This window comes from Kitasatospora sp. NPDC004669 (assembly GCF_040609455.1).
Classification (GTDB): Bacteria; Actinomycetota; Actinomycetes; order Streptomycetales; family Streptomycetaceae; genus Kitasatospora.
Window position 1 is genome coordinate 18,316 of record NZ_JBEXKB010000060.1, and the last position, 24,596, is coordinate 42,911.

Annotated in this window: 21 protein-coding genes and 2 pseudogenes; 8 read left to right on the forward strand and 15 right to left on the reverse strand. The window is 74.3% G+C overall.

Annotated elements, in window-relative coordinates; translation table 11 throughout:
- Positions 1–12 precede the first annotated feature (12 nt).
- The 6 genes and pseudogenes from ABZW30_RS35645 to ABZW30_RS35670 all read right to left on the reverse strand — a co-directional run bounded on the left by ABZW30_RS35645 (position 13) and on the right by ABZW30_RS35670 (position 7,799).
- On the reverse strand, positions 13–1,128 hold the full coding sequence (locus ABZW30_RS35645) for a cupin domain-containing protein (protein WP_355675401.1): 1,116 nt from the start codon (positions 1,126–1,128) through the stop codon (positions 13–15).
- Positions 1,125–2,096, reverse strand: a complete 972-nt coding sequence (locus tag ABZW30_RS35650; protein WP_355675402.1) for a carbon-nitrogen hydrolase family protein — start codon at positions 2,094–2,096, stop codon at positions 1,125–1,127. Before ABZW30_RS35650 ends, ABZW30_RS35645 begins: the two co-directional genes overlap by 4 nt.
- A 2-nt stretch (positions 2,097–2,098) precedes the next feature.
- On the reverse strand, positions 2,099–4,456 hold the full coding sequence (locus ABZW30_RS35655) for an FAD-dependent monooxygenase (RefSeq protein ID WP_355675403.1): 2,358 nt from the start codon (positions 4,454–4,456) through the stop codon (positions 2,099–2,101).
- Positions 4,453–4,869 carry a thioesterase family protein gene (locus tag ABZW30_RS35660; protein ID WP_355675434.1) on the reverse strand — a complete coding sequence of 139 codons (417 nt, stop codon included), beginning with the start codon at positions 4,867–4,869 and terminating at the stop codon, positions 4,453–4,455. The genes ABZW30_RS35655 and ABZW30_RS35660 overlap by 4 nt, the downstream gene beginning before the upstream one ends.
- Before the next feature lie 12 nt (positions 4,870–4,881).
- A pseudogene (locus ABZW30_RS35665) lies at positions 4,882–6,480 on the reverse strand (AMP-binding protein); the annotation flags it as partial.
- Between the two features lie 239 nt (positions 6,481–6,719).
- Positions 6,720–7,799 (reverse strand): hypothetical protein, encoded by a 1,080-nt coding sequence (locus ABZW30_RS35670; protein ID WP_355675404.1) that lies wholly within the window; start codon positions 7,797–7,799, stop codon positions 6,720–6,722.
- Between the two features lie 665 nt (positions 7,800–8,464).
- Between ABZW30_RS35670 and ABZW30_RS35675 the strand changes: the two genes are divergently transcribed.
- The 6 genes from ABZW30_RS35675 to ABZW30_RS35700 all read left to right on the forward strand — a co-directional run bounded on the left by ABZW30_RS35675 (position 8,465) and on the right by ABZW30_RS35700 (position 14,016).
- Positions 8,465–9,661: a peptidoglycan-binding protein gene (locus ABZW30_RS35675; protein WP_355675405.1), complete on the forward strand. Its 1,197-nt coding sequence runs from the start codon at positions 8,465–8,467 to the stop codon at positions 9,659–9,661.
- Positions 9,662–9,693: 32 nt separating this feature from the next.
- Positions 9,694–10,734 carry an MsnO8 family LLM class oxidoreductase gene (locus ABZW30_RS35680; RefSeq protein WP_355675406.1) on the forward strand — a complete coding sequence of 347 codons (1,041 nt, stop codon included), beginning with the start codon at positions 9,694–9,696 and terminating at the stop codon, positions 10,732–10,734.
- 682 nt (positions 10,735–11,416) lie between these two features.
- Entirely contained in the window at positions 11,417–11,800 is a 384-nt protein-coding gene (locus tag ABZW30_RS35685; protein WP_355675407.1) for a hypothetical protein, read from the forward strand.
- A 157-nt stretch (positions 11,801–11,957) separates the two neighbouring features.
- Positions 11,958–13,061 carry a hypothetical protein gene (locus tag ABZW30_RS35690; protein WP_355675408.1) on the forward strand — a complete coding sequence of 368 codons (1,104 nt, stop codon included), beginning with the start codon at positions 11,958–11,960 and terminating at the stop codon, positions 13,059–13,061.
- 82 nt (positions 13,062–13,143) lie between these two features.
- The gene (locus tag ABZW30_RS35695; RefSeq protein ID WP_355675409.1) at positions 13,144–13,539 is read left to right on the forward strand and encodes a roadblock/LC7 domain-containing protein; all 396 of its coding nucleotides are present in this window, start codon (positions 13,144–13,146) and stop codon (positions 13,537–13,539) included.
- A gap of 102 nt (positions 13,540–13,641) precedes the next feature.
- Entirely contained in the window at positions 13,642–14,016 is a 375-nt protein-coding gene (locus tag ABZW30_RS35700) for a hypothetical protein (RefSeq protein WP_355675410.1), read from the forward strand.
- 34 nt (positions 14,017–14,050) lie between these two features.
- Here the strand turns inward: ABZW30_RS35700 and ABZW30_RS35705 are convergent, their stop codons facing one another.
- From ABZW30_RS35705 to ABZW30_RS35740, 8 genes and pseudogenes are all read right to left on the reverse strand, one after another.
- Positions 14,051–14,464, reverse strand: a complete 414-nt coding sequence (locus ABZW30_RS35705) for a DUF6188 family protein (protein ID WP_355675411.1) — start codon at positions 14,462–14,464, stop codon at positions 14,051–14,053.
- Between the two features lie 10 nt (positions 14,465–14,474).
- Positions 14,475–15,623, reverse strand: coding sequence for an NUDIX hydrolase (locus ABZW30_RS35710; RefSeq protein WP_355675412.1), 1,149 nt, complete (start codon positions 15,621–15,623; stop codon positions 14,475–14,477).
- 96 nt (positions 15,624–15,719) lie between these two features.
- A pseudogene (locus ABZW30_RS35715) lies at positions 15,720–16,025 on the reverse strand (ABC transporter ATP-binding protein); the annotation flags it as partial.
- Between the two features lie 189 nt (positions 16,026–16,214).
- Positions 16,215–17,099 (reverse strand): SGNH/GDSL hydrolase family protein, encoded by an 885-nt coding sequence (locus tag ABZW30_RS35720; protein WP_355675413.1) that lies wholly within the window; start codon positions 17,097–17,099, stop codon positions 16,215–16,217.
- The gene (locus ABZW30_RS35725; protein WP_355675414.1) at positions 17,074–18,270 is read right to left on the reverse strand and encodes a glycosyltransferase; all 1,197 of its coding nucleotides are present in this window, start codon (positions 18,268–18,270) and stop codon (positions 17,074–17,076) included. The genes ABZW30_RS35720 and ABZW30_RS35725 overlap by 26 nt, the downstream gene beginning before the upstream one ends.
- The gene (locus tag ABZW30_RS35730; RefSeq protein ID WP_355675415.1) at positions 18,267–19,511 is read right to left on the reverse strand and encodes a glycosyltransferase family 1 protein; all 1,245 of its coding nucleotides are present in this window, start codon (positions 19,509–19,511) and stop codon (positions 18,267–18,269) included. The genes ABZW30_RS35725 and ABZW30_RS35730 overlap by 4 nt, the downstream gene beginning before the upstream one ends.
- A 167-nt stretch (positions 19,512–19,678) precedes the next feature.
- Positions 19,679–19,867 (reverse strand): DUF1508 domain-containing protein, encoded by a 189-nt coding sequence (locus ABZW30_RS35735; RefSeq protein WP_355675416.1) that lies wholly within the window; start codon positions 19,865–19,867, stop codon positions 19,679–19,681.
- 89 nt (positions 19,868–19,956) lie between these two features.
- On the reverse strand, positions 19,957–21,417 hold the full coding sequence (locus ABZW30_RS35740; protein ID WP_355675417.1) for an amino acid permease: 1,461 nt from the start codon (positions 21,415–21,417) through the stop codon (positions 19,957–19,959).
- Between the two features lie 337 nt (positions 21,418–21,754).
- Here ABZW30_RS35740 and ABZW30_RS35745 point away from each other — a divergent pair, with 337 nt between their 5' ends.
- Positions 21,755–21,970 carry a hypothetical protein gene (locus ABZW30_RS35745; protein ID WP_355675418.1) on the forward strand — a complete coding sequence of 72 codons (216 nt, stop codon included), beginning with the start codon at positions 21,755–21,757 and terminating at the stop codon, positions 21,968–21,970.
- Between the two features lie 274 nt (positions 21,971–22,244).
- On the opposite strand, the gene ABZW30_RS35750 is transcribed toward ABZW30_RS35745, so the two are convergent.
- Positions 22,245–23,186: a deoxyribonuclease IV gene (locus ABZW30_RS35750; protein WP_355675419.1), complete on the reverse strand. Its 942-nt coding sequence runs from the start codon at positions 23,184–23,186 to the stop codon at positions 22,245–22,247.
- Positions 23,187–23,490: 304 nt separating this feature from the next.
- On the opposite strand from ABZW30_RS35750, the gene ABZW30_RS35755 reads away from it, so the two are divergent.
- On the forward strand, positions 23,491–24,570 hold the full coding sequence (locus ABZW30_RS35755; protein ID WP_355675420.1) for a right-handed parallel beta-helix repeat-containing protein: 1,080 nt from the start codon (positions 23,491–23,493) through the stop codon (positions 24,568–24,570).
- Positions 24,571–24,596 lie beyond the last annotated feature (26 nt).

The window sequence follows — 24,596 nt, forward strand, 5'->3', positions numbered from 1 at the left end:
CCGGGGCTCCTGTTACGAGGCGGTGGTGGGCTGGTGTCCGTCGTGGTCCGGGTAGGCCTCCTCGCGGTAGAGGCCGAGCGAGTGCATCACCGGGAAGTCGTTGAAGGAGAACAGGCAGGCGTCCTCTCCCCGGTCGAGGTTCGCGTGCTCGTGCCAGGCCCAGGACGGGACGACGAAGATGTCACCCTGCTGCCACTCGAAGCGCTGCCCGGCGATCACCGAGACGCCGCGCCCCTTGGCCGCCGTGTAGACCACCGAGCCGGTGTGCCGGTGGGCGCGGGTGGCCTGGCCGGGGCGCAGCAGTTGCAGGTGGGCGGCCATGGTGGGCATCACCGAGCCGCCGGTGACCGGATTGGTGTACTCCATCACCACCCCGTCGTAGGGCGATCCCTCGGTGGCGCCGGCGAGTTGGCACAGCGCGTGGTAGCTGGGCTCCCAGGGCCAGCCGAGCAGCGGCGAGTACGGCCTGGTCCACTTCTCGACGCCGTACGGGAGCAGGTTGCCGCCGTAGCTGAGCAGCGAGGAGTTCACCACCGGGCCGGGGCGCTGGTAGAGCTCGGGGTGGACCTCGTAGAAGTTGGCGTCGAGGGTGTTGACCAGCGGGATGTCCAGGCCGTCCTGCCAGATCACCGGGTTGTCCTCGGCCTCGTTGCCGTGCTCGTGCCAGGTGTTGTTGGGGGTGATCGCGAAGTCGCGCGGGCCGACCTTGAGCTTCTGCCCGTCCACGACGGTCCAGGCGCCGGTGCCCTCGTGGACGAAGCGCAGCGCGGAGGCCTGGTGGCGGTGCGCGGTCATCGCCTCGCCGGGTCCCATGATCTGCAGGCCGGTGTACAACAGGCCGACGGCGGCGCTGAGTTCACGGCGCCCCGGGTTGACCAGCATCACCACCCGGCGGCCCGCGTCGTCGGCCTTCACCAGCGGGAGCGCCTTGCGCACCAGCGGACGCAGGTCGGTGTAGCGCCAGAGCACCGGGACGGATTTGGGCTGCGGGTACCAGGGCTCGATCTCGTTCGCCACCGTCCACAGGGCGCCGGCCTCGTGCTTGGCCAACTCCTCGTAGTAGGCGTGCAGTTCCGGGCTGTCGTTGACCCGGGCCCGGCCGATCCGGTCGTCGTCGTGGTTGGTCATGCCTGCTCCTCGGGGAACACCAGGGGCCGCAGCGGGCGGTTGTCCACGTGCAGCCGGAAGACGTCGAAGCGGTTGTAGTGGCCGACGATGTCGTGCATCTGCTTGGGCTGGATGCAGCGGCCGAGGTCGATCTCGGCGTAGACGATGCCCTCCTCGTCGACCAGCGGCTCGGTGACCGCCCGGCCGTCCGGGCCGAAGACGCCGGACAGCGCGTTGCGCGGGCGGGCGAGAAGCTTCCGTACCTGCTGGTCCTCGCCCGCGATCAGGTCCACCATCTCGGGCGAGATGGTGGAGCAGGAGACCACGGTGAACAGCTTGCCCTCGAAGCAGTGGGCGGCGGCGCGCAGCGCGATGGCCTCCGCCATGTCGTAGTCCTCGGGGGCCACCGGCAGGGCGATGTAGCTTGCGGCGTGGACGAGTTCGCCCTGGGCCAGCAGGGTGAAGCGGGCCAGGGTGTTGGTGTTCTCGCCGCAGGCCAGCGCGCCGAGCGGGCCGACGGCCGTACGGTGCACCCGCAGCGAGCTGCCGTCGCCCTGGGTCCAGGTCAGCTTCTCGGCCCAGGTGGGGACCAACTTGCGGTGCACACCGAGAAGTTCGCCGTCCGAGCCGATGATCAGCAGGGTGTTGTAGAGCACCCCGAGGCTGTGCCGGCCGCGTTCGTTGACGCCGATCACCAGCACCACCCCGGTCTGCCGGGCGGCGGCGCGCAGGGTGTCCACGTACGGTCCGGGGACGTCGACGGCGGAGCGGTAGAGCCGCTCGTACCAGGGCGAGCCCTGCACCGGGGTCATCGTCCAGTTCCAGTAGGGGTAGCCGGGGACGAAGACCTCGGGGAAGACGACCAGCCGGGCGCCGTGTCCGGCGGCCTCGTGGATCAGGGCGACGGCCTTGTCGACGGTGGCGGCCGGGTCCAGGTAGACGGGGGCGGCCTGCACGGCGGCGGCGGTGAAGCGGGGCAGGTCCGGCATGCTCACTCCTCGGTTCGATCGGGCAGCCAGCGGCGGTGGACGGGCGGGGCGGGTTCGCGCAGCAGGTGCAGCCGCGGGGCGACCCGGTCGGCGCCCGGGCCCGGCGGCTTGCGGCTGCCCGCCCGCCAGGGTTCGGGCCAGCGGGCGCCCGGGCCGGTGTGGCCCTGGTCGGCGGCGGCGTGCAGGGTCCAGAGCGGGTCGTGGAGTTGGGCCCGGCCGATCGCGACCAGGTCGGCGCGGCCGGCGAGCAGGACGGAGTTGGCGTCGTCGTGTCCGGAGATCGCGCCGACCGCGACGGTGGGCAGACCGGTGGCGGCGCGGATCAGCTCGGCGAACGGCGTCTGGTAGCCGCGCCCGTACGGCGGCCGCTGGTGCGCCACGACCTCGCCGGTGGACACGTCCACCGCGTCCGCCCCGGCGTCGGCCAGCGCCCGGCAGATCGCCACCGCCTCGGCCCCGGTGGTGCCGCCGGGGGCCCAGTCGGCGGCCGAGATCCGGACCAGCAGCGGCCGGCCGGCGGGCCAGACTGCGCGCACGGCGGCCAGCACCTCCAGCGGCAGCCGCAGCCGGTGGGCGAGTGGGCCGCCGTAGTGGTCGGTGCGGTGGTTGGTGAGCGGGGAGAGGAAGGAGGAGAGCAGGTGCCCGTGGCCGAACTGCAGCTCCAGCACGTCGAAGCCGGCCCGGGCGGCGCGCTCGGCAGAGGCGGCGAAGTCGGCGGTGACGGCTGTCAGTTGGATGTCGGTGGCCTCGTGCGGCGTCGGGCTGTCGGCGTCCCAGGGCAGCGGCGAGGCGGCGAACAGCGGCCAGCCCTCGGCGAGCGGGCGGCCGATGCCGTCCGGTCCGGGGACGGTCGTCGCGGCCCGGCGGCCGGCGTGGGTGAGCTGGAGGCCGACCGGGGTGTTGCTCACCGCCCTTACGGTGTCCCGGAGTTCGGTCCAGGCCGCCTGCTGGCGGTCACTCCACAGCCCGGGGCAGCGGTCGGTGGCCCGGCCCTCGGGGCTGACGGCGGTCATCCCGGCGATCACCAGCCCGGCGCCGCCGAGCGCGTGGGCGGTCAGCTGGGCCCGGTCGAAGGCGCTGGGCAGCGCGTCGGGGGAGGTGAAGGTGGCGAGCGGGGGGACCACGACGCGGTTGCGCAGCTCCAGCGTGCCGAGCTTCATCGGCCGGAACATCGGCGGTACCCCGGGCGATCCGCCGGTGGCGGCGTCCACCGCGTCGGTGAATTCGGGGTCGCGGGCGCGCAGATTGCCGTAGGTGACGCGACGGCTGCGGGTGAGCAGGTTGAAGGCGAACTGGTCGATGCCCTGCCCGGTACGGCACCCGACGGTCTCGAACCACTCCAGGCTGGCCTGCGCGGCCCGCTGGGTGGACTCCACCACGGGCCGCCGTTCGGCCTCGTAGGCGGCCAAGGCGCCGTCCAGGGCGGGCTGTTCACTCAGCGCGGCGGCCAGGGCGAGGGCGTCCTCCAGGGCCAGCTTGGTGCCCGAGCCGATCGAGAAGTGCGCGGAGTGCGCGGCGTCGCCGAGCAGCACCGTGTTGCCATGGCGCCAACTGGCGTTCCGTACCGTGGTGAAGCGGATCCAGCGGGAGGCGTTGGGGATCAGCCGACGGCCGTCCAGGTGTCCGGCGAGCAGCTCCGCGCAGCGGTCCACGCTCTCGTGGTCGCTCTCGCCGCGCGCCGACTCCCGGGCGGCGAAGGCCTCGAAGCCCGCGCGGCGCCAGGCGTCCTCGGCGATCTCGACGATGAAGGTGGAGCGGGTCGCGCTGTACGGGTAGGCGTGCACCTGCAGGACGCCGAAGTCGAACTCCTCGACGATGAAGGTGAAGGCCTCGAAGACCCGGTCGGTGGCGAGCCAGATGTAGCGGCAGTTCCGCTCGTCCAGTTCGGTGCGGAAGGTGTCCGGGTGGGCCGCCCTGGTGGCCGAGTGGATGCCGTCGGCGGCCACCACCAGGTCGTATTCGGCCGAGAGCCGGTCGAGGGGCGGGGCGGGCGTGCGGTAGCGCACGTCCACCGCCAGCTCCGCGCAGCGCTGTCGCAGGATCGCGCGCAGACGATTGCGGTCCAGGGCGGCGAAGCCGTGCCCGCCGCTGGTGCGGACCTGGCCGGCGTAGCGGATGTCGATGTCGCTCCAGCGGGCGAACTCGGCGCTGATCGCGGCGAAGACCTGCGGGTCGGCCTGGGCGATGCCGTCCAGGGTCTCGTCGGAGAAGACCACGCCGAAGCCGAACTCGTCCTCCCGGGCATCCCGTTCGAACACGGTGATCTCCCGGTGCGGCGCCAACTGCTTGGCCAGGGCCGCGAAGTAGAGCCCGCCCGGGCCGGCGCCGATCACCGCGATCCGGCGGGCCACGGCCGTCATCCGAGCACCTCCGCTCGCTGCGGCCCGGCCTCGGTCAGTGCCCGGCGCACCGGCGCGGGCCACGGCTCGGCGCCCTTGGTGTGCGGGGCGGCGTGCACCACCGACATCCGGCCGCTGGCGGCCAGCCCCTGCGGGCCGTGCACCTCGAAGGCGTAGTGCAGCGAGGAGCCGCCGACCCGGACCACCCGCAGCTCGGTGCGGACCACGTCCCCGAACCAGAGCCGCTCGCGGTAGTCCGCCTCGAAGTGCACCCGGGGGATCCGCCCGAACAGTTCGGCCAGCCCGAGCCGGCGCAGCAGCGTGGCCTCGGCCGCCTCGGCCCAGCGCTGTACGGCTGAGAAGTGGTAATGCCCGGCGGCGTCGGTGTCCGACCACTCGACCCGGCGCTCGATGGTGACGCTGGCGGGGTTCAAGGCGGCCCTCCTGCGGAGTTCGGCGCGCAGCAGCTTGCCGGTCGCGGTGCGCGGCAGCTCGTCGACGAACTCGACCGCGCGCGGGTACTTGTACGGGGCGATGGTGCGCTTGACGTGCTCCTGGAGCTCCTCGACCGTCTCCGGCCCGGCCGACACGCCCTCGCGCAGCACCACGTACGCCTTGACCACCGTGCCGCGCCGCTCGTCCGGCGCGCCGACCACGGCGGAGTCGGCCACCGCGGCGTGGGTGGCGAGCGCCTGCTCGACCTCGGGCCCGGCGATGTTGTAGCCGGCCGAGACGATCATGTCGTCGTTGCGCGCCTGGTACCAGAAATAGCCGTCCCGGTCGCGGAGGTAGGTGTCGCCGGTGAGGTTCCAGCCGTTCCGGACGTAGTCGCGCTGGCGCTCGTCGTCCAGGTAGCGGCAGCCGGTCGGGCCCTTGACCGCCAGCAGCCCGGGTCGGCCGTCCGGCACCGGGTCGCCGTACTCGTCCAGGATCGCCGCCCGGTAGCCGGGGACGGGACGGCCGGTCGAGCCGGGGCGGACGTCCTGGTCGGCGGCCGAGATGAACACGTGCAGCAGCTCGGTGGCGCCGATGCCGTCGATCAGCCGCTGCCCGGTGGCCGCGTGGAAGGCCTCCCAGACGGCGGCGGGCAGTGGCTCCCCGGCCGAGACGCAGCGCCGGACGCCCGCCAGCCGGTCGGCCAGTCCGGCGGCCAGGATCGCCCGGTAGGCGGTCGGCGCCGTGAACAGCACGCTCACGCCGTGGCGGGCCACCTGCTCGGCCAGCTGCTCGGGGGTGGCCTGCTCCAGCAGCAGGCTGGCGGCGCCGGCCCGCAGGGGGAAGACCAGCAGTCCGCCGAGGCCGAAGGTGAAGCCCAGCGGCGGGGTGCCGGTGAACAGGTCGTCGGGGGTGGGCCGGAGCAGGTGCCGGGAGAAGGTGTCGGCGTTGGCCAGCACGTCGCGGTGGAAGTGCAGGGTGGCCTTGGGGCGGCCGGTGGTGCCGGAGGTGAAGGCGATCAGTGCGACGTCGTCGGCGGCGGTCGGAACGGCGGTGAAGCCGGGCGGCCGGGCGGCGGAGCGGACGGTCAGGTCCTCGGGGTCGGTGCCGCCGAAGGGGAGTATGTGCAGGTCAGGGGCGTTCGCCTGGTGGAGCTCGGCGAGGAAGCGGTGGTCGCACAGGGCGACGGAGGGTCTGGCGATCCGGATCAGCTCGGTCAGCTCGGCGGCGCGCAGCAGCGGCATGGTGGTGACGACCACCCCGCCGGCCTTCAGGACACCGAGCCAACAGGCCGCCAGCCAGGGGTTGTTGGGGCCGCGTAGCAGCACCCGGTTGCCGGGGACCAGGCCCAGGTCGTCAGTCAGCAGGCGGGCGATCCGGTCGGCGTGGTCACGCAGTTCGCCGTAGCTCCATTGCTCGGTGGGGGTGAGCAGGCATCGGAGGTCGGGGCCGAAGCGGGCGATCGGGTCGTCGAGCAGGGCGGCCGCGCAGTTCAGGCGGTCCGGGTAGGCCAACTCCGGTAGGTCGAAGAGGAGTTCGGGCCACTGGTCGAAGGGTGGGAGATGGTCGCGACAGAACGTGTCCACATGTGCCGAGGGGAAGAGCTCCATGGGCGGGCACCTCATTGTGCGAGCGGGGAGTAGAGCCAGTATGGCGCGCTGGTGACGCCAGTCAAGAGAGCGATACATGCATTCGGGTGACGGGGGTGGCGGGGTGCTGGGCGCGACGGGGGTGGAGGGCGCCGGGCGCGATGGGGGCGGGCGCGATGGGGGGCGGCGGGGTGCGGTGCGGCAAACGGAACGCCCCGCGGGCCGGTGGGGCCTGCGGGGCGTCTGATCAGGTCCGGCGCTCAGCTGACGTCGGCGTGGAAGGCGGCGTCCGGTGTGCGGCCGTCCTGGGCCTGCCGGGCGCGTTCGACGAGCAGGCGGGCGAACAGGACCAGGGTAGGCGTCGCGACGGCCGCGCCCGGGCCGTCGTCGCGCACGTACAGCAGCGTCGGGCCGACCCGGACCAGCGCCTCCGCGCCCGTCGAACCCCGGGTGCGGGCCGTGCTCTGGTCGCCGATCGGCGGGATCGCCGCCGCGGCCGTCGGGCCCGCGCCGCTGACGCGGTCGAGGCCGGTGGCGAAGGCCCGGCCGGCCGCCTCGGAGGAGGCGAAGGTGACCGCGGTGAACTTCACGGACTGGACGGGTGGAGCGTGGAAGGTCACCGTGGCGTAGGCGAGTTGCTGGTCGCAGGAGTCCGGGAGCAGGCAGGGCACCGCGTACCCCGAGCCGGCGCCGGACTCCGGTGCGCTCTCCACCTGCCAGCCGCCCGGCATCGCCGCTGCGTTCGGCAGCACGCCCTGCAGCTGCGCGGGGTCGCGGACGGTCTGGGCGGCGTGGGCGAAGTCGGGGCCGTTGGGGTGCAGCAGCGGGCGCGAGCCGAGGTTGATCCCGAGCGCGACCAGGGCGGCGATCAGGACCAGGGCCAGCGCGACGATGATCCCGGTGTTGCTGCGCCGGGCGGCCAGGGCCTGGGCGTTGGCGACCGCCGGGTCGACCCGGAGCTGGACGGTGCTCGTGTCGGCCGGGGCCGTCGGGTCCATTCGGAGTTGGACGGTGGTCGGGTCCGCGGGGGCCGCGGGGCCCACTCGCAGTCGGACGGTCGTCGGGTCGGCGGGTCTTCCGAGTTCGGTGGTGGCCACGTACTGGGCGAACGCCACGTCGACGGCCAGCAGTCGGGTGACGGAGGCCGTCAGGCGCTCCCGCGCCCGCGGATCGTCCGGGCTCGCCTCCAGCGCCGCCACGGCCAGGGCCCCGTCCGGCATCAGCCGAAGCCGGGCCCGCACCACCTCGGCCACCGCCTGCCCCGGACCGCCGGCCGTGCCCTGAGCGAGCCGGACCAACGCCCCCACCACGCCCGGTACCGACTCCCGACCGTCCCCCATGGCAACTCCCCCCGCCGCACGAGTCGTTGCCCCCTACGATCCTGGACCGCCGACCGCTCCACACCCCCGTCGAGTCGAACGGAGACGCAACTGCAACCGCCCCCGGACGTGACGGAGAATCCCGGATACCCGGAGGCGCACAGGCTCCACCCGTCACGGCCGTGCGGGGGTCGGGGCCGGCGGCCGCGCGCAGGGCGCGGCCGGCAGCAGCTTCACCCGATGGAGTGATCTTCGTAGTACGGGCTACTTCGAACGGGTGCATCCGTATCCCTGCACGTCGGCGCATCGGTGTCGACATGTTGACAGCCCGCCGCCCGTAGCAGCCCGGCACCGCCACCTCCCGGTGCGCCCGGTAGCCGAGCGGCCGGAGCCAGGAAGACCCGGATGCAGGGCGGCTGCGGCGGGGTGGGATGCGCCCCGCGCGGCGGCTTCCGGGGCCTCGCGGGGCGTTTCCCGGAGCCCCCTCCGGGGAGGGTGGAGCACGGATCCGGCGGCGCGCGGCGCGGGCCACCGATCCGTACGTCAGGGCGAATTCCCGTCATTGGCCCGAACGGCAGTGCGAGATCCGGCGGTTCGATGCCGCACATTACGCCGTCGGGGTAATTCCGGGCCGCGGATCTGCCGATACCCGTAACCACGTCATTACGCCGTTCGGAGGAGCCCGCATGCCTCAGCTGTGGCTGCCCGGTGCCGAGATCCACGACCTCGGCGACCACGCGCCGACCAACCAGCAGTACCCGCCGAAGGCCATCGCGCACATCACCTGGGACCGCAACGCGACCGCCGCCGCACCGCAGGACTGGTGCACCTACGAGGACCTGGTGGGGTACTTCACCGGCAGCGGCGCCGGCGACGCCCCGCACCTGGTCTGGGACCCGTTCAGCGGCCGGACGGCGCAGCTGTTCCCGGCCGACTCCCGCTCCAAGAGCCTGCTCAGCCCGGCCCAGAGCCCGACCCGCACCAACCGGGCCGGGCGGGTGGTGATCCAGATCGAGGCGGTGTTCTTCCCGTACTGCCGCTACGGGGGGGCGGTGTACCCGCGGTTGGTCGACACCCCGTGCACGGGCTGGGACCGGATCCACGCCTGGATCTCCTCCCTGGGCGTGCCCGACGTGTGGCCGATGGGCCGTCCGACCGACTTCTCCGAGCACCGCGACGAGCGGGTGTGGGAGACCCAGGGCGGCTGGTACGCGCACGCCCACGTGCCGTTCAACGACCACGTCGACCCCGGCTCCTGGCCCGTCTTCACCGGCGGCCCCGGCTCGCCGTCCACCCCGCCCTCGCAGCCGTACCCGGCGCCGGAGGACCCGGGCCCGGCCCGCTACCAGGTCACCCTCAACGGTCTGGCGTACGGCTACGGCGCCCACGGCTACCAGGTGACCGTGGTCGGGCGGGCGCTGGTCGCGGGCGGCTTCGGCACCCACTACCACTCCGGGCCCGGGCCGGACTGGACGGACGCGGACACCGAGAACTACGCGGACTACCAGCGGAGCCTGGGCTGCACGGGGCAGGCGGCGGACGGTGTCCCCGGCGAGGGCTCGCTGCTGCGGCTGCTCGGCTACCTGCCCGGGCCCCGCACGGTCTCGCTGGCGCACGTGGTGGCGGCGGCGCGCAGCGACCCGGGGGCGGAGCAGGGGCACCGGACGTACGGGGCCGAGGTGGCGATCGTCGAACAGGCGCTGGCGGACGAGGGGTTGCTCGAACAGCGCTGGGTGGACGGCTCCTTCGGCAGTCGTACGGTCACGGCGTACGCGGGCTGGCAGCGGTGGTGCGGGTACACGGCGGGGGCCGCAGACGGGATCCCCGGCTGGGACTCGCTCCACCGGCTGGGCGCGGCACAGGACTTCGCGGTGACCGACTGAGGCCGGGCCGGGCCGGAGGACTGTGGCGGGGAATGCCCGCGCGCGGGTGGGTGTTGTCCACCGGTGTGACCAGCGCCAAGCCCGTGACCAGGCTCTCCGTCCTCGATCGCTCCCGGACCAGACGGGGCGAGGAGCCGGCGCAGGCGCTGCGGGACACGGTGGCCTTCGCCCGGGAGATCGAGCGGCTGGGCTACCACCGCTTCTGGGTCTCCGAGCACCACGGCGTGCCCGGGGTGGCCGGCTCGGCGCCGACGGTGCTCGCCGCGGCGGTGGCGGCGGCCACCACACGGATCCGGGTCGGCACCGGTGGGGTGATGCTGCCGAACCACCAACCCATGGTGGTGGCCGAGCAGTTCGGGGTGCTGGCGGCGCTGTTCCCCGGGCGGATCGACATGGGGCTCGGCCGCTCGGTGGGCTTCACCGACGGCGTCCGGCGGGCGCTCGGGCGGGAGAAGGACGCCGCGGACGACTTCGGTGCCCAGCTCGCCGAACTGCTCGGTTACTTCGACGGCTCGCAGCAGGTGCACCGCGATGTCCACGCACGCCCGGCCGAGGGCCTGCACGTCCCGGCTTTCGTCCTGGCCACCGGTGCGGGCGCCGACGTGGCCGCCGACGCCGGGTTGCCGCTGGTCATCGCCGCCGCGCGCGGGGAGGAACGGATGCTCGCGGCGATCGACCGCTACCGCACCCGGTTCCGCCCCTCGGCGCAAGCCGCCGAGCCGTATGTGGTGGTCTCGGGCGCGGTGGCGGTGGCCGGCGCCGAGGAGCGGGCGCGCGAGCTGCTCGTGCCGGAGGCCTGGGCCGGCGCCTACTCCCGCACCCACGGGGAGTTTCCGCCACTGGCCCCGGCCGCCGAGATCCGGGCGCGGGCGATGAGCGCGCGCGAGCGGGCGGCGTTCGAGCAGTCGCTGAAGGGCCATATCGCCGGCACTCCGGAGCAGGCCGCCGCCGAGCTCGCCGCCCTGGTGGAGCGCAGCGGTGCGGACGAGTTCCTGGTCGTGACCAGCACCTACGACCGCGCCGCGCTGCTCGACTCCTACCGGCTGCTCGCCGAGGCCGTCGTGCAGGTGTGAGCCGTCGCCCCGTCGCCCCGTCGCCCCGTCGCCCCGTCGCCCCGTCGCCCCGTCGCCCCCCGCTCAGCCCGACCGTGGTGGCCTCGAACCTGCCCGGACCGGGCCCGTCCGCCCGGCGGGGATTTCTGACCAGGGGTGATGACCTGCTACTGTTCCTTCCGTCGAGAGGGAGTGATCTTCAGCAGAGGGGATCTCTCGAACAGGCGTCAGCGGTGCTACCAGAGCACGTCCTACTTTCAGTAGGAAGAGTCCGTGCAATCCGGGCCTGGCGCTCCACTCGAAGGGGCTCGTTCCGTCCAACGGAACGGGCCCCTTCGTCGTTTCGGTCGCGACCCCGGCCGCCGTCGGCGCGACGGCGACGTTCCAGTGCGCGCGTCCTCTTATCGCACTTTCCGGCCCGAAACCCTGTGGCGTGGCCGGGTATCGGCCAAGGTCCCGTACCAGGTGGCCGACGGATGACGTTCCGCAGCGGCCGACCGGCCAGCGGCTTTGCCCGCCGGGCCGGTCTGATGCATCGTCACACCTTGGCCGGAACTCACTGCTACTGGTGTGAATATGCCATTGGAATGTTCGTCATATGGAATCCGGCAGTAGCCTTCCGTGTCGAACCTGCCACTGCTGGTGGCGATCCGGTCGGAACCGCGCTGCGCCCGGCCACCCCAGACCCCGCGAAGGAGCCGGTGTGCCGGGTATCGACGAATGCCTCTCCGGGGTGATGGAGATCGCCGGCGCCCGCGCCGCGAGCCTGGTCGACTGGAGCAGCGGACTCGCCCTCGGCAGCCTCGGCGACAGCCCGACCGGCGAGCACGAGACCTCCGCCGCCGAGGCAACCGACTTGGTGCGCGCCGCCGTTGAGAGTCAGACCTTCACCGTCGCGGAGGATCGGAGGTCCCCGCTGGAGGACATCATCGTCACCGCGGGCCGCAGTTATCACGTGATCCGCTTCATCGACACCGTCTTCGACAGTCGTCTGGTATTGCACCTCTGGCTGGACCGCGAGGAGGGCAACCTCGCCGTCGCCCGCTTCCGCCTCCAGGCGCTCGCCGAGGAGCTGGTGCTGGGGTGAGCGTGACTCCCGCGCCGGCCGTCGCATTCCGGCCGGCCCGCCGGACGGAGGCCCCTCGGCGGTGGCCCGCATGACCGCAGCGCCCTCCACCGCCCCGCCCACCACGACCGCGCCCGCGACGGAACCGGCGGGACCGACGGGGCCGACAGGGCCGGCGATGCCAGTCGGCCAGGCCGCGCCGACCGGCCAGGCCGCGCCGAGGACCCCCGGCGAAGCGGTGGCCCTGCTCGCCGCCCGCCGCGCCACCGGCGCCCTGCACGGCCCGCTCGGCAGTCTCCACATGGTCGACGGCCAGGTGACCGCCGCTGAGTCCCCGCGCGCGCCCGGCCTGGCCGACCTGCTCACCGGCTGCGGCCGGATCGCCCCCGAGGGCTGGGCCGAACTCCTCCGCCTCCACGGCGCCCAGGGCCGGGTCGGCGAGGTGCTGGTCGATCGGGGCCTGCTCACCCGGGGCGAGCTCGAACTCGGCCACCTGGGAACGCTGTTCGACGCCGCCTACTTCGTCCTCGCGGACCGGGCCGGCGGCACCTGGCGCTTCGAGCCCGACGTCCGGCACTGGCTCGGACCGGTGGCGGCCGTCGACCCGGCGCGGCTGCACCGCGAGGTCGAGCGCCGGGGCCAACTCCTCGACGGGATCTGGCCCTGGCCGCAGCTCGACACCGCGCCCGTCCGACCGGTCGAGCACACCCGGCGCCCCTCCCGCCGCCCGCCCGGCGGCCGTCGGCGCGAACTGCTGGACCACGCCGACGGTCGAAGAACCCCGGCGGACCTGGCCCGCCTGCTCGGCCGCTCCGGCTTCGGTGTGACGGCGGACGTCCGCCGTCTGGCCGCCGCCGGACTGCTCGACGTCCCGCGAAAGGACGCCGCCCGACCGGAGGCACACGGGCTCGACGCGCCCCTACCCGAGGCCCCCCGCTCCGACGCCCCGCGGCACGCCGCGCCGCCGGCCGCGACGCCTGAAGTCCCCCCGCAGGGACGGCGGGGACCGGCCGGGGCCCTGCACCGCAGGGTCCCCGGCGCCACCCTCCGCAGCCTTGCGGCCACCGGCCACCCGGGTGCCCCGGCCACCGGCCGCCCCGGAACCCCGGCCACCGGCCGCCCGGAAGTCGCGACAACCGCGGCAACCGCGGCTACGACGGAAACCGCCCTGACCCGCCCTGACCGCCCGCCCATCACGGCAGCGGCCCACCCGCTGACCGTCCCCGACCCGGACATCGCGCTGCTGACCCGGGTCCGAGACCTTCTGGAGGCCCGACTTTGAGCAATTCTCCGCCCGCGACCCCGCCGTACCGGCCATGAGGCGGGCGCTCAAGCAGCGTGTCGGAAGGAGACAACTGATCGCCTTGGAGACCGAGCTGCTCGCCGAACTCCGCGCCGTCAAGCGGCGCGTCCCGCATCTCGCGGGCGGCCTGGTGGCCAGCGTGGACGGCCTCCTGGTCGCGCACGACACCCACGGGACCGAACCCTCCGGCCTGGCCGCGATGACGGCGGCCTCGCTCTCGCTGGCCCAACGGCTCGCCGATACCACCGGGCAGGGGGACTTCCGCGAGTCATTGGTGCGCGGCGAGCACGGCTACGTCGCCACCTACGCGGCCGGCGGTAGCTGCGTGCTGACCCTGCTGGCGCACCCGGATGTCAACGTCGGCCGGCTCCACCTGGAGGCCCGCCGCTGCGCCCGGCGCATCGCCGGACTACTCGACGAGGCCCTGGTGCCCAAGGACCCGCGCGACGCGCTCTGACCCCGACCGCCGAACCGACCGACCACCCGAGACCGACCGACCACCCGCGACCGATCAACTCACCGAACCCACCAACCCGCAACCCAACAGGAGTTGAAAGAAATGACCGACGCAGCCGGCGCGCTCAAGCAGGCCATGACCGTCATCGAGGGCGCCATCGGCGCGGCCCTTGTCGACTACAACAGCGGCATGGCGCTCGCCACCCTCGACGGCCCCGGTGGCCTGGACCTCAGCGTCGCCGCGGCCGGGAACACCGACGTGGTCCGCGCCAAGATGCGCACCATGGACATGCTGGGCCTCCAGGACGGCATCGAGGACATCCTGATCACCCTGTCCAGCCAGTACCACCTGATCCGCCCGCTCACCGGCCGCACCGGCAAGGGCCTGTTCCTCTACCTCGCGCTGGACAAGGGGCGTGCCAACCTGGCGATGGCCCGCCATCAGCTCGTCAAGATCGAGGCCGACCTGGAGGTCTGAGACCATCAGTGAAGGACGAGGCCCCGGCGGTGGCTCACGCCCCGCCGGGCTCCGTCCATCGGACCTCGCCGCCCGGCAGCCCCGCGCACACCGTCCCCTCGGCGGTCAGCACGCTCCACGGCGCGAGCAGCGCATGCGGCGCGACGGACAGTGCCCCGCCCTCGGCGAAGCCCAGCTCCAGGCCGCCGGCCAGGGTGATCCGGGCGGTGTCGACCGTCCGGCCGACCAGCGCCAGCAGGGTGGGGGTCGGACGGAAGGTCAGCGCCGGGAAGAAGTGCTCGACCTCCTCCGGCGCGGCGAAGGACGGCGCCGCGAAGCGGAACTCGTGCGCCACCCGGACGGTCACCGGGCCGTCGAACCGCAGGTCGAGCCGTCCGCCGCCGCTGACCGCCGCCACCCGCCGACCGGTCAGCACCTCACTGATCCCGTTCCGCATTCCCTGCCGCACACCCCCAGTGTCACCCACCGGCCACCTCCAGGCCGACCGATCGCCCCCGCACCAGCTCGACCGGCCCGCCGCCCGCCCGTTCCAGGGCGGCCAGCGCGGCGGCCGTACGATCCCAGGACGGTCCGGTCAGCAGCGCCCGCGCCTCGGCCGGGTCGCAGAGCCGCCACTCGACCAACTCCTGCTCCTGCAGCGCGATCGAGCCGAGCAGCTCCTCCGTCACCGTGCCGCCGTCGAAGACGTACACCAGTACGGCGGTGTCCCGACCGGTCGCCGGGTCGGCCCCCGGGTCTGCGGCCGTCCCCGGCTGCCAGTCCAGCACCAGCAGCCGCCCGGGCTCGACCTCCCAGCCCAGTTCCTCGCGGATCTCCCGCCGCGCCGCGGCCCGGGGTCCTTCCCGGTCCGCCTCGACGCCGCCGCCCGGCAACGTCCAGTACGGGACCTGCCCGCGCGGCCCGTCCCAGGGCCGCAGCCGTACCAGCAGCACCCGCCCGTCACCGTCGGTGAACAGCGTCCGCGCCTTCGCCCGGATCCGCGGCCGGGTGGCGTAGTAGGTGTCCCGGTCCATCGGCGGCTCCGGCCGTTGCTCCTGCGCCACCGCCACGTCCGCCGCTCCCAAGCCGGGCGCGGCGGCCAGCCCGGTGTACTCGGGCACCGGACCGTCGGCGGACAGCTCCCGCAGCGTGTGCCCGACCGGCCGGCTGTCCTCCAGTTCCAGCGGCCCGGCCGCCCGCGGCGCCCGCAGACAGGCCGTCACCCGCCGTGACAGCCGGGGCGGCAGCGCGTGCCCCGCCTCCTCCGTCGTCAGCCAGACCCATCCGCCGACCTCCGCCGCGTCCGGCCGGATCGCCGCCACCTGCTCCGCCGTCAGCGGCTCACCCCAGTACAGGTACGCCACGATCGGCGGCCGGGTCCGGGACATCGCCCAGTCGACGCAGGCCAGCGGACCCAACCGGGGCGTGAACCCGAGCTCCTCGGCGATCTCGCGTACGGCGGTCTCCCTCGGCGAGCGGTCGGTCGGGTCCCAGCCGCCACCCGGAACCGCCACCGGATGCTTCCGGTCGTACGGCAGCCGCACCACCAGCACCCGCCCGTCCCCGTCCGGGAACAGCACCCCCGCTGCCGCAAGGATCCCCCGGCCCGGCCCACCAGACGCTTCCACCCCAGCTCCCTCCGCCACGCTGTTCCAGCAGCTGTTCCAGCATGCTGCTCCACCCGGGGACGACACCCCCGGCCGCAGTCATGGTTCCCCCGGAACGTATCCGGCGAAGCCGCCGCCGTGCACCCAGACGCCGCGTGACTCGACGGTGACGATCCGGTCGGTGGCCTCGGCCGGCAGCCGCCGGTCGTGCGAGACGGGCAGGACGGTCTTGCCGGTCGCCCTCAGTTGCTCCTCCAGCCAGCGCTTGCCGGGCACGTCCGGGTAACTGTCCGGTTCGTCCAGCAGCAGCACCCGGTACGGGCCGCGCAGCAGCGCCTCCAGGGCGAGTCGCTTCTGCTCGCCGCCGGACAGCGTGTTCACCGGCCGCCCGCGGGCCCGCTCCCAGCGCAGGCCCAGGGCAGACCAGCCGACAGACCGACGACGGGTCGGCGGCCCGCGCGGCGGCGGCCGGGCACCTGGCGGCGCACCGGGACCGCTACCCGACGCTCGCCGAGCACGGCCCGCCGGTCGGCGGCGACGGGGACGGCACCTTCGCCCTCGGCCCGGGCTACCTCCTCGACGGCATCCAGCCGTACGCCGAAGGCTGACGACTCACCCCAGTGAGGCGAGCGCCTGGGCCGCCGCCCGGGCCATCCGCTCGTCGTGCCGCCCGCTCGCCCCGCGCAACCGGGTGAGGCCCTCGGCCGCCGCCAGGGCGAGCAGGCCCGGCAGCAGGTCGGTGCTGCGGGCGACGACCCAGCGGGTGCCCTTGGTGGCCATCCACCACAGGTCGGCGGCCAGGCCCGGCGGGGGTTCGGCCGCCTCGGGGGCGGGCGGCGGGCCGAGCGGGTGGCCGGCCTCGGTGAGGAGGTCGTGGAATCGGCGGGCGATCACGTGGTGCCCCTCGGCGCTGGGGTGGAGGCGGTCCACGCTCAGCAGCCGGCGCTGCGCGCACCAGGGCAGTTCGGCGATGTGCAGGTGCACCGCCCGGTGCCGCGTGGTGAGCGCGTGCACCACGGTGTTGACCGCCCGCATCCGCCGCGCCAGCGGGCGGGCCAGCGGGGTCGGGAGCCGCAGCAGGGTGCCGGGATCGGGCAGGCAGGCGGTCAGCAGCACGGCGCCGTGGGCGGAGAGTTCGCCCATGGTGGCGTCCAACTCCAGGGTGGTGCGCCGGATGTCGAAGCCCGCCCGCAGGGTGTCGTTGCCGCCGACCACCACCGCGGCGAGCTGCGGTCGCCGTGCCAGCGCCGCCGGAAGCTGACGGGCCGTCAGGTCGGCGGTCAGTGCCCCGCTGTACGCCAGGTTGGTGAACTCGACCTTCCGGCCCCCGGGGGCCAGTGAGTGCGCCAGCACGGCGGCCCAGCCACGCCACTCCTCGCCGACCTGGTCCCCGATCCCCTCCGTGAGCGAGTCCCCGAGCGCGACGAAACGCAGCAGCTCGCCCGTCGCCGGCCGCTCCTTCGCCGACCGGTCAGGCCCGGCGTCCAGCAGGCTCATCCCAACCCCCTTCCGCCGCTGCCGAGTTCCGCACCCCGTGGGCCGCCAGGAAGGCCGCCACCGCGGCCGGCCAGCCGTACCGTTCGGCCTGCGCCCGGGCGGCGGCCCGCCGCACCTCCTCCGGTCGCCCGAGCAACTCCCTGACGGCAAGAGCGAATCCAGATCCGGTGTCGACGGACGCCACCCCGGCGAGCCCGATCAGCCCGGGCAGCGCGGAGGAACGGCTGACCGCGACCGGGGTGCCGCAGGCCAGCGCCTCCATCGCGGCCAGCCCGAAGGTCTCCACCGGCCCGGGCGCCAGCACCACGTCCGCGCAGCCCAGCAGTCGGGCCAGTGCCTCGCGTCGGCCCAGGTGCCCGAGGAAGCACACCGGCAGCCGGAGCCGGGCCGCCCGGGCGGCCAGCCGCTCCCGCAGCGGCCCGGTCCCGGCCACGACCAGGACGGCGGGCAGCCCCAGCGCCCGCAGCCGGGCCAGTGCCTCGACCGCCCGCTCGGGCCGCTTCTCCGCCGACAGCCGCGAGCAGAGCACCAGCAGTACGTCCTTCGGCGCCGCGTACCGGGCCCGTTCCTCGGCCCGTACGGTCGGCGGCAGCGGCCGCATCGCCGTCAGGTCCACTCCGAGCGGGGCGCGGACCAGGTTGGGCACACCGATCCGGCGGAACTCCGCCGCCGCCCAGTCGGTGGTGCAGAGCACCGAGTCGTAGGCGCGGGCGGTGGCCGCGTTCAGCCGGTCGGCGGCCGCCGAGGCCAGCGGACCGGGCAGGCCCCGGGTGCGCAGCACCCCGGTGGCGCTCTCGTGCGAGACCATCACCGAGCGGACGCCGTGCCGCCGGGCCCAGCCGCCGGTCCAGCGCAGGGTCGTCCGGTCGGATACCTCCAGCCGGTCGGGGCTGAGCCGGGTCAGCTCGGCCTCCACCGCCCGCCGGTCGGCGAGCAGCCGGTAGCCGCCGCTGGCCGGCAGCACCGGGCCGGGCAGGGTGACCACCAGTCCCTGCTCGGTCTCCTCCACCGAGCGTCGCTCGCCGGGCACGATCAGCACCGGCCGGTGCCCGGCCGCCCGGTACCCGGCGCCGAGGTGGCGCAGAGCGGTGCGCAGGCCGCCGGAGACCGGGGTGACGAAGTTGGCCAGCCGGACGATGGTCAACCCATCGGAGCGAGGCAGGTCGCTCATGCCGGCAGCTCCTCCGGCAGCACGGGCACCACCGGCGCCGTCGGGGCCGAGGCCTGGCCCGACTCCGAGACCGGGGAGGCGGCCCGCAGCGGCAGCCGCCGGTGCACGGCGAGCACCTCGTCGTAGTGCCGCAGCAGCAGGTCCCCGACCGCCTCCCAGGTCCGGGCGGTCACCTCGGCCCGTCCGGCCTTCCCGTACGCGGCCCGCCGGGCCGGGGCGGCGGCCAGCTCGGCCACCGCCCGGGCCACCGCCGCGCCGTCCCGGGGCGGCACCAGCAGGCCGGTGCGGTGGTGGGCGACCAGGTCCAGCGGGCCGCCGGCCGCCGGGCCGATCACCGGCACGCCGCTGGCCATCGCCTCCTGGATGGTCTGGCAGAAGGTCTCCAGCGGGCCGGTGTGCACGAACACGTCCAGCGTCGCGAAACAGCGCGCCAACTCCTCGCCGGTGCGGCGGCCGAGGAACACCGCACCGGGCATCGAGGCCTTCAGTCCCGGCGCCGAGGGCCCGTCCCCGACCACCACCACCCGCACCCCGGGCAGGGCACAGGCCGCCGCCAGCAGGTCCACCCGCTTCTCCGGCGCCAGCCGCCCGACGTACCCGACCAGCACCTCCCCGCCCGGTGCGAGCGCCCGGTGCAGCGCCTCGTCCCGGTGTCGGGGGTGGAAGCGCACCGAGTCCACCCCGCGCGGCCACAGCTGCACCCGGGGCACCCCGTGCGCGGTCAGGTCCTGCGCGGCCGGGGTGGACGGCGCCAGGGTGCGGGCGGCCGCCCGGTGCACGGCCCGGATCCGCCGCCAGGCCGTGGCCTCCCCGAGCCCCCGCCCGGCCCGGTAGGCGTGCGCGTATCCGGCGAGGTCGGTCTGGTAGACGGCGACGGCGGGCACTCCGAGCCGTGCCGCGACCTGCATCCCGCGCGCGCCCAGCACGAACGGGCTGGCCAGGTGCACGATGTCCGGCCGGTGCCCGGCGACGGCGGCCGCCAGCCGCCGGCTCGGCAGCGCGATCCGCACCTGCGGGTAGCCCGGCAGCGGCATCGAGGGGATCCGTACCACGGGGATCCGCTCCGCCTCGGCGCCGGTGCCGAAGGTCTGCGGCGGGCATTGGGCGCCCCGCGCCGGCGCGGGGGTGACGACGAGGGGCTGGTGGCCCCGGCGGACCAGGTGCTCGGCCGTCCGCAGCACGCTGTGGGCGACTCCGTTGACCTCGGGCGGGAAGGATTCGGTGACGATGACGACGCGCATGCCAGTGTTCTGTCCGTGCCCGGCATGCTTCCGGCCAAAGGGATCTGTCGCACAAGCGAACGCGGGTCGGCGATTTGCACCACCGACCCGCGTGTTCAGCGTCAGGGCCTGTCTCTCGGGTCCTTACCGGGTCCGCCGGGACCACGGAGAGACAGGCCCTGGCCGGCTCAGGCCGACCCGGCCGCCTCCTTGAGCTCCGCGTACGGCGCGAGCTTGCGGATCGACTCGATGCTCTTCAGGCAGTCGTCCTTGCTCTCCTGCGGGTCGCCCGTCACCACGACCGACCCGTTGCTCGCCTTGAGCCGGAACCGGTGCATCCCGCTCTCGTCCGTGTACAGCTCGAACTTCCCAGCCATGCCAGTTGACACCTCTCGCTCGGGTAACCCCCTGGCACCGCACCGTATGCGCCGTCCCGGCGCCCCGCCCCCCGGCCGAGCCGTTCGGGTCAGGAAGCGTCCCCCGCCGAACTGACGCCCCGGCGGCGGCCGGCGAGCCAGACGTAGACGAGGATGCCGGCGAAGAGGAAGAGGACGCCCTGGTAGACGGCGGCGTAGCCGGCGCCGGCGAGCAGCCAGAGCGAGAAGGCGAAGGCGCCGAGGCCGAGGACGGCGTCGCGCACCAGGTGGGCGCCGTCGACCTTGTCGGTGGCGCCCCGGACCAGCCAGTAGAGCTGAGCGGCGGTGGAGAGCAGGTACGGGACGACCGCGGTGAAGGTGGTGACCAGCACCAGCATGTCGAACGCGCCCTTGGCGCCGCTGGCGAAGTTGGCGACGGTCAGCACCGAGGCCAGGGCCACGCTGACGATCACGCCGAAGGTCGGCACGCCGCGCTTCTCCTTTCCGAAGGCGGCCGGGAACAGGCCGTCCTGGGCGGCCGCGTACGGCGCCTGGGCGGCCAGCAGCGTCCAGCCGTTGAGCGCGCCGGTCATCGAGATCAGCGCCGCGACGGCGATCGCCGCGCCGCCCCAGGAACCGCCGAACATGCCGTTCATGGCGTCCGAGAACGGCGCGCTGGAGTGCACCAGCTGCTCGTGCGCGACGGTGCCGAACACCGCGAGGGTGCCCAGCAGGTAGACCACGGCCGCGCCGGTGGTGCCGAGCACGCTGGCCCGGCCGACGTTGCGCTCCGGGTCGCGGACCTGACCGGCGCTCATCGCGGCCGACTCCACGCCCAGGTAGCTGAACAGCAGGATCGCCGCAGCGGCCGTCATGCCGCCCATCCAGCCCTGCCCGCTCGCGTCGAAGGGCCCGAGGTTCTTCGGGTCGAAGAAGAAGAGCCCGCCCACCGCGACCAGCGCCAGCGGGATGAACTTCAGGACGGTGGAGACGAGTTGGACCGCGCCGACATACTTCGTGCCGGCCAGGTTGGCCAGCGCGGGCAGCCACTGGAAGGCCAGTGCGGCGGCGATGCTCAGCACGGTGGAGTGGCTGATCGGCACCAGCACGTCCAGGTAGCCGACGGCGGCCACGGCGAGCGCGGCGTTGCTGACCCAGGTGGTGATCCAGTACGACCAGGCCGACAGGAAGCCGGCGAAGTCCCCGAAGGCCTCACGGGCGTAGACGTACGGCCCGCCGGTGCGCGGGTTGCGGCGGGCCAGCTGCCCGAAGACCAGTGCCAGCGCGATCGCGCCCACGGTGAGGACGACGAAGGCGAGCAGGCTGACCGTCCCGAACGGCGCCACGGCGGCCGGGATCATGAAGATGCCGCCGCCGATGATGTTGCCCATCACCAGGGCGGTGGCGGTCGGCAGCCCGAAGCGGCCGTTCTTCGAGGGTCTCGCATCGACCTGGTCCGGGGTCTCCGGGTCGCTCGGTCGGGTCGCCTGCCGGGGTGCGGCGGGGCTGGTCTGCATGAGGGTGGTGCGCCTTTCGTGGTCCTGCACGCGCTCGGTGGAGCGACCGTTCATGCTCGGATGGGGCGACACCTTGCACCAAATCGATGGGATTTGTTCTTGCAGCCCGCCGTCGCACCGCAAGACTTGCGGTCGAACGCCGGTCCGACCGGCACTCGTCCGGCGCGCTTCGCAAGACCGTTCGACCGGATGTGCGGTGGTTCGGCCGCGCGGGGGAGATGTGTCACCCGGATGCCCCAGCCCGGTTGCGGCGCGCGCCCGTGGCGGCGTGTTCGCGTGCCAACCTTGGCGCGGCGCCTCCCCGGTGGGGCGCGGCCCGGTCCGCCGAGCGGTCGAACCGGCCGTTCGGGGAGTCGGGTTGAGGACCAGAGACGAACCAAAAGGACATCAGATGTCGTTTCGTGGGAACATCCGCAAGCTCGCCGTGATCGTTGCCGTGGCCGGTGCCGTCGTGGCGGCGCCGACCTCGGCGATGGCGTGGGGCCACGCACCGATGCAGTCGTCCTCGCACAGCCTGGAGGCGGGCTCCGCGGGCGTCGGCCTGGTCGGCCCGCACGCCAAGTGGTTCAACTTCCACGAGCACAGCGAGAGCGACTGCGACTGCTGAATCCGTTGCACTCCGAGCCCGGAGGCCGCTCGTCGGCCCCCGGGCTCACCGCTGCCCGGCGGCCGGCCGGACGCTTGGTCGTCCTCAGCGCCCATGAGCTCGCAGGCCGGTGGGCCGAGCGCGATCAGCGGCACCCCACAGGGCGGGCACCACCCGCTTGCCGCAGTGTCCGTACGGCAGCGCGGTCGGCCACCGGGTCGGGGGCGGGGCAGCCCGCCAGGAGCGGAGGCGACGACTCGTTCCAGTCGCCCACCGCCCCGGCCGACCGGCAGCCTCAGACCCGGGCCGCCGCCCGTTCGCGCAGTTCCTTCAGCACCGCGATGTCCATCGCGTGGCCCGTGCCGTCCCCGCCGTGCTTGCGGTCCGGGGTCTCCACCAGCAGCGGTACCCCGGCCGTCTGCGGGTGCTCGAACAGTTCCCGGAACGGCTCCGCGCCGATCATCCCCGCGCCGATGTTGGCGTGCCGGTCCTTGCGGGCGCCGACCACGTCCTCCGAGTCGTTGGCGTGGATCAGCCGCAGCCGGCCCGGACCGGCGGCCGAGGCCAGCGCGTCGAGCGCGGCCGTCACCCCGCCGGGTGCCGCCAGGTCGTGCCCGGCCGCGAAGGCGTGGCAGGTGTCCAGGCAGACGCCCACCTTGGGGTGCCCGTCCAGCGCCTCCACGTACTCGGCCAGCTGCTCCAGCCGCGAGCAGAGCGAGCTGCCCTGCCCGGCGGTGGGCTCCAGCAGCAGCCAGGGCGCGTCCTCGCCGAGCGCGTCCAGCTCGTTCAGCAGCGGCCGGACGTCCGCCCGGACCTGCGCCATCGCCTCGGCCCGGCGCGACCCGCCGCCGGGCGCCGTGCCGACCGCCGAGCCGGTGTGCAGGACGACGCCCAGCGCGCCGATCGCGTGGCCGCGGTGCAGCGAGTGCCGCAGCGAGTCCGCCGAGCGCTCGCGGGTGGTCGGATTGTCCGATCCGAAGTTGATCAGGTACGGCGCGTGCACCCAGGCCGGGATGCCCTGCTCGGCACAGGCGGTCCGGAACTCCTCGTCCTGCGCCGGATCGCCCGGGGGAGTGGCCCAGCCCCGCGGGTTGGCCACGAACACCTGCACCGTCTCCGCGCCGACCTTCCGCGCGTACGCCAGGCCCGTCCCGGCCAGGCCGCGGGCGGCGACCGGAACGTGGGCGCCGATCGGGTTGCGGACGGTGGCGACGGGCGGTACGGACGCGGTGCTCATGCCCCGAGGATGTCACGGGCCCGGACGGGGCCGGTGCGCGGCCCGTCCGCCCCGGCAGCGGGCGGCCCGACATCCCGGCGGCCATGCACGCCACGCCGGGGCGTCCCTCCGGCGGCCGACGCACCGTCAGTCCCGCAGCCCAGCCCTGGTGGCGGGTTCACCCGGGCGCCCATACCGTCGACTCGGCCGTATCCACCGACCGTCACCACCCGCACACGCCGCGTCGGACGCACCGCGTCGGACCACCTCCCCGATCACCTCCATCACCGCCACACCGAGCGCGCCGAAAGACAGGTCACCACTCATGCCCACGCGTCGGGTCCACCACCTCGCCGCGGCCACCGCCGCCGCCACCGCCCTGACCACCGCCCTCGTCACCCTGGCCGCCGCCCCCGCGGCCCACGCCGCCGACGGCACCCTGCACCTCGTCCAGCCGGGCGAATCGATTCAGCGGGCCGTCGACGCCGCGAAGCCCGGCGACACCGTCCAGTTGCTCCCCGGCACCTACCGCGGCAGCGTCCGCATCGCCACCCCCGGCCTCACCCTGCGCGGCGTCGGCGCCCGCAGCGTGATCACCCCCGGGGACGGTACGGAGAACGCCTGCGCCACCGCCGGGCACGGCGTCTGCGTGGTCGGCACCGAGCAGGCCCCGCTGTCCGACGTCACGATCGAGGCCCTCGCCGTCACCGGCTTCCACAAGAACGGCATCGACGCCGGCGGCACCACCCGCCTGACCGTCCGCGCCACCTACGTCCACGACAACGCCGAGCAGGGCATCAGCCAGGAGATGTCCACCAAGGCCGCCATCATCGGCAACCGCGCGACCGACAACGGCCAGTCCGGTGTCTTCCTCGCGAACTACGCCTACCGCAAGGGCGGCGCGCCCGACACCGGGGGTACCGTCGTCGCGGGCAACGAGCTCACCGGGAACCGGGTCGGCGTCACCGTCCGCCGACTGCGCGTGCTGACCGTCGAGGGCAACGAGATCAGCGGCAACTGCGCGGGAGTCTTCGTGGTCGGCGACGACGGCGTGCCCCGCGCCGGGGACCTGGACGTCCGGCACAACCGGGTGGTCGCCAACAACAAGTTCTGCCCGGCCAACCCACGCCTGGGTGCGGTCCAGGGCGCCGGCATCGTGCTCACCGGCACCGAGGACACCCGGGTGACCGACAACGAGATCCACGACAACGCCGGCACCTCGGACTTCTCCGGCGGCATCGTCCTCTTCAAGAGCGTCGTCGGCATCCCCAACACCCGGGCGACCATCGCCGACAACCACCTGAGCGGCAACGGCCCGGCCGACCTCGCCGACCGCGACACCGGCACCGACAACGCCTACAGCCGCAACACCTGCTCGGTCTCCCAGCCGTCCGGCCGCTGCTGAGCCCCGCAGACCCGAAGCCCCCGCAG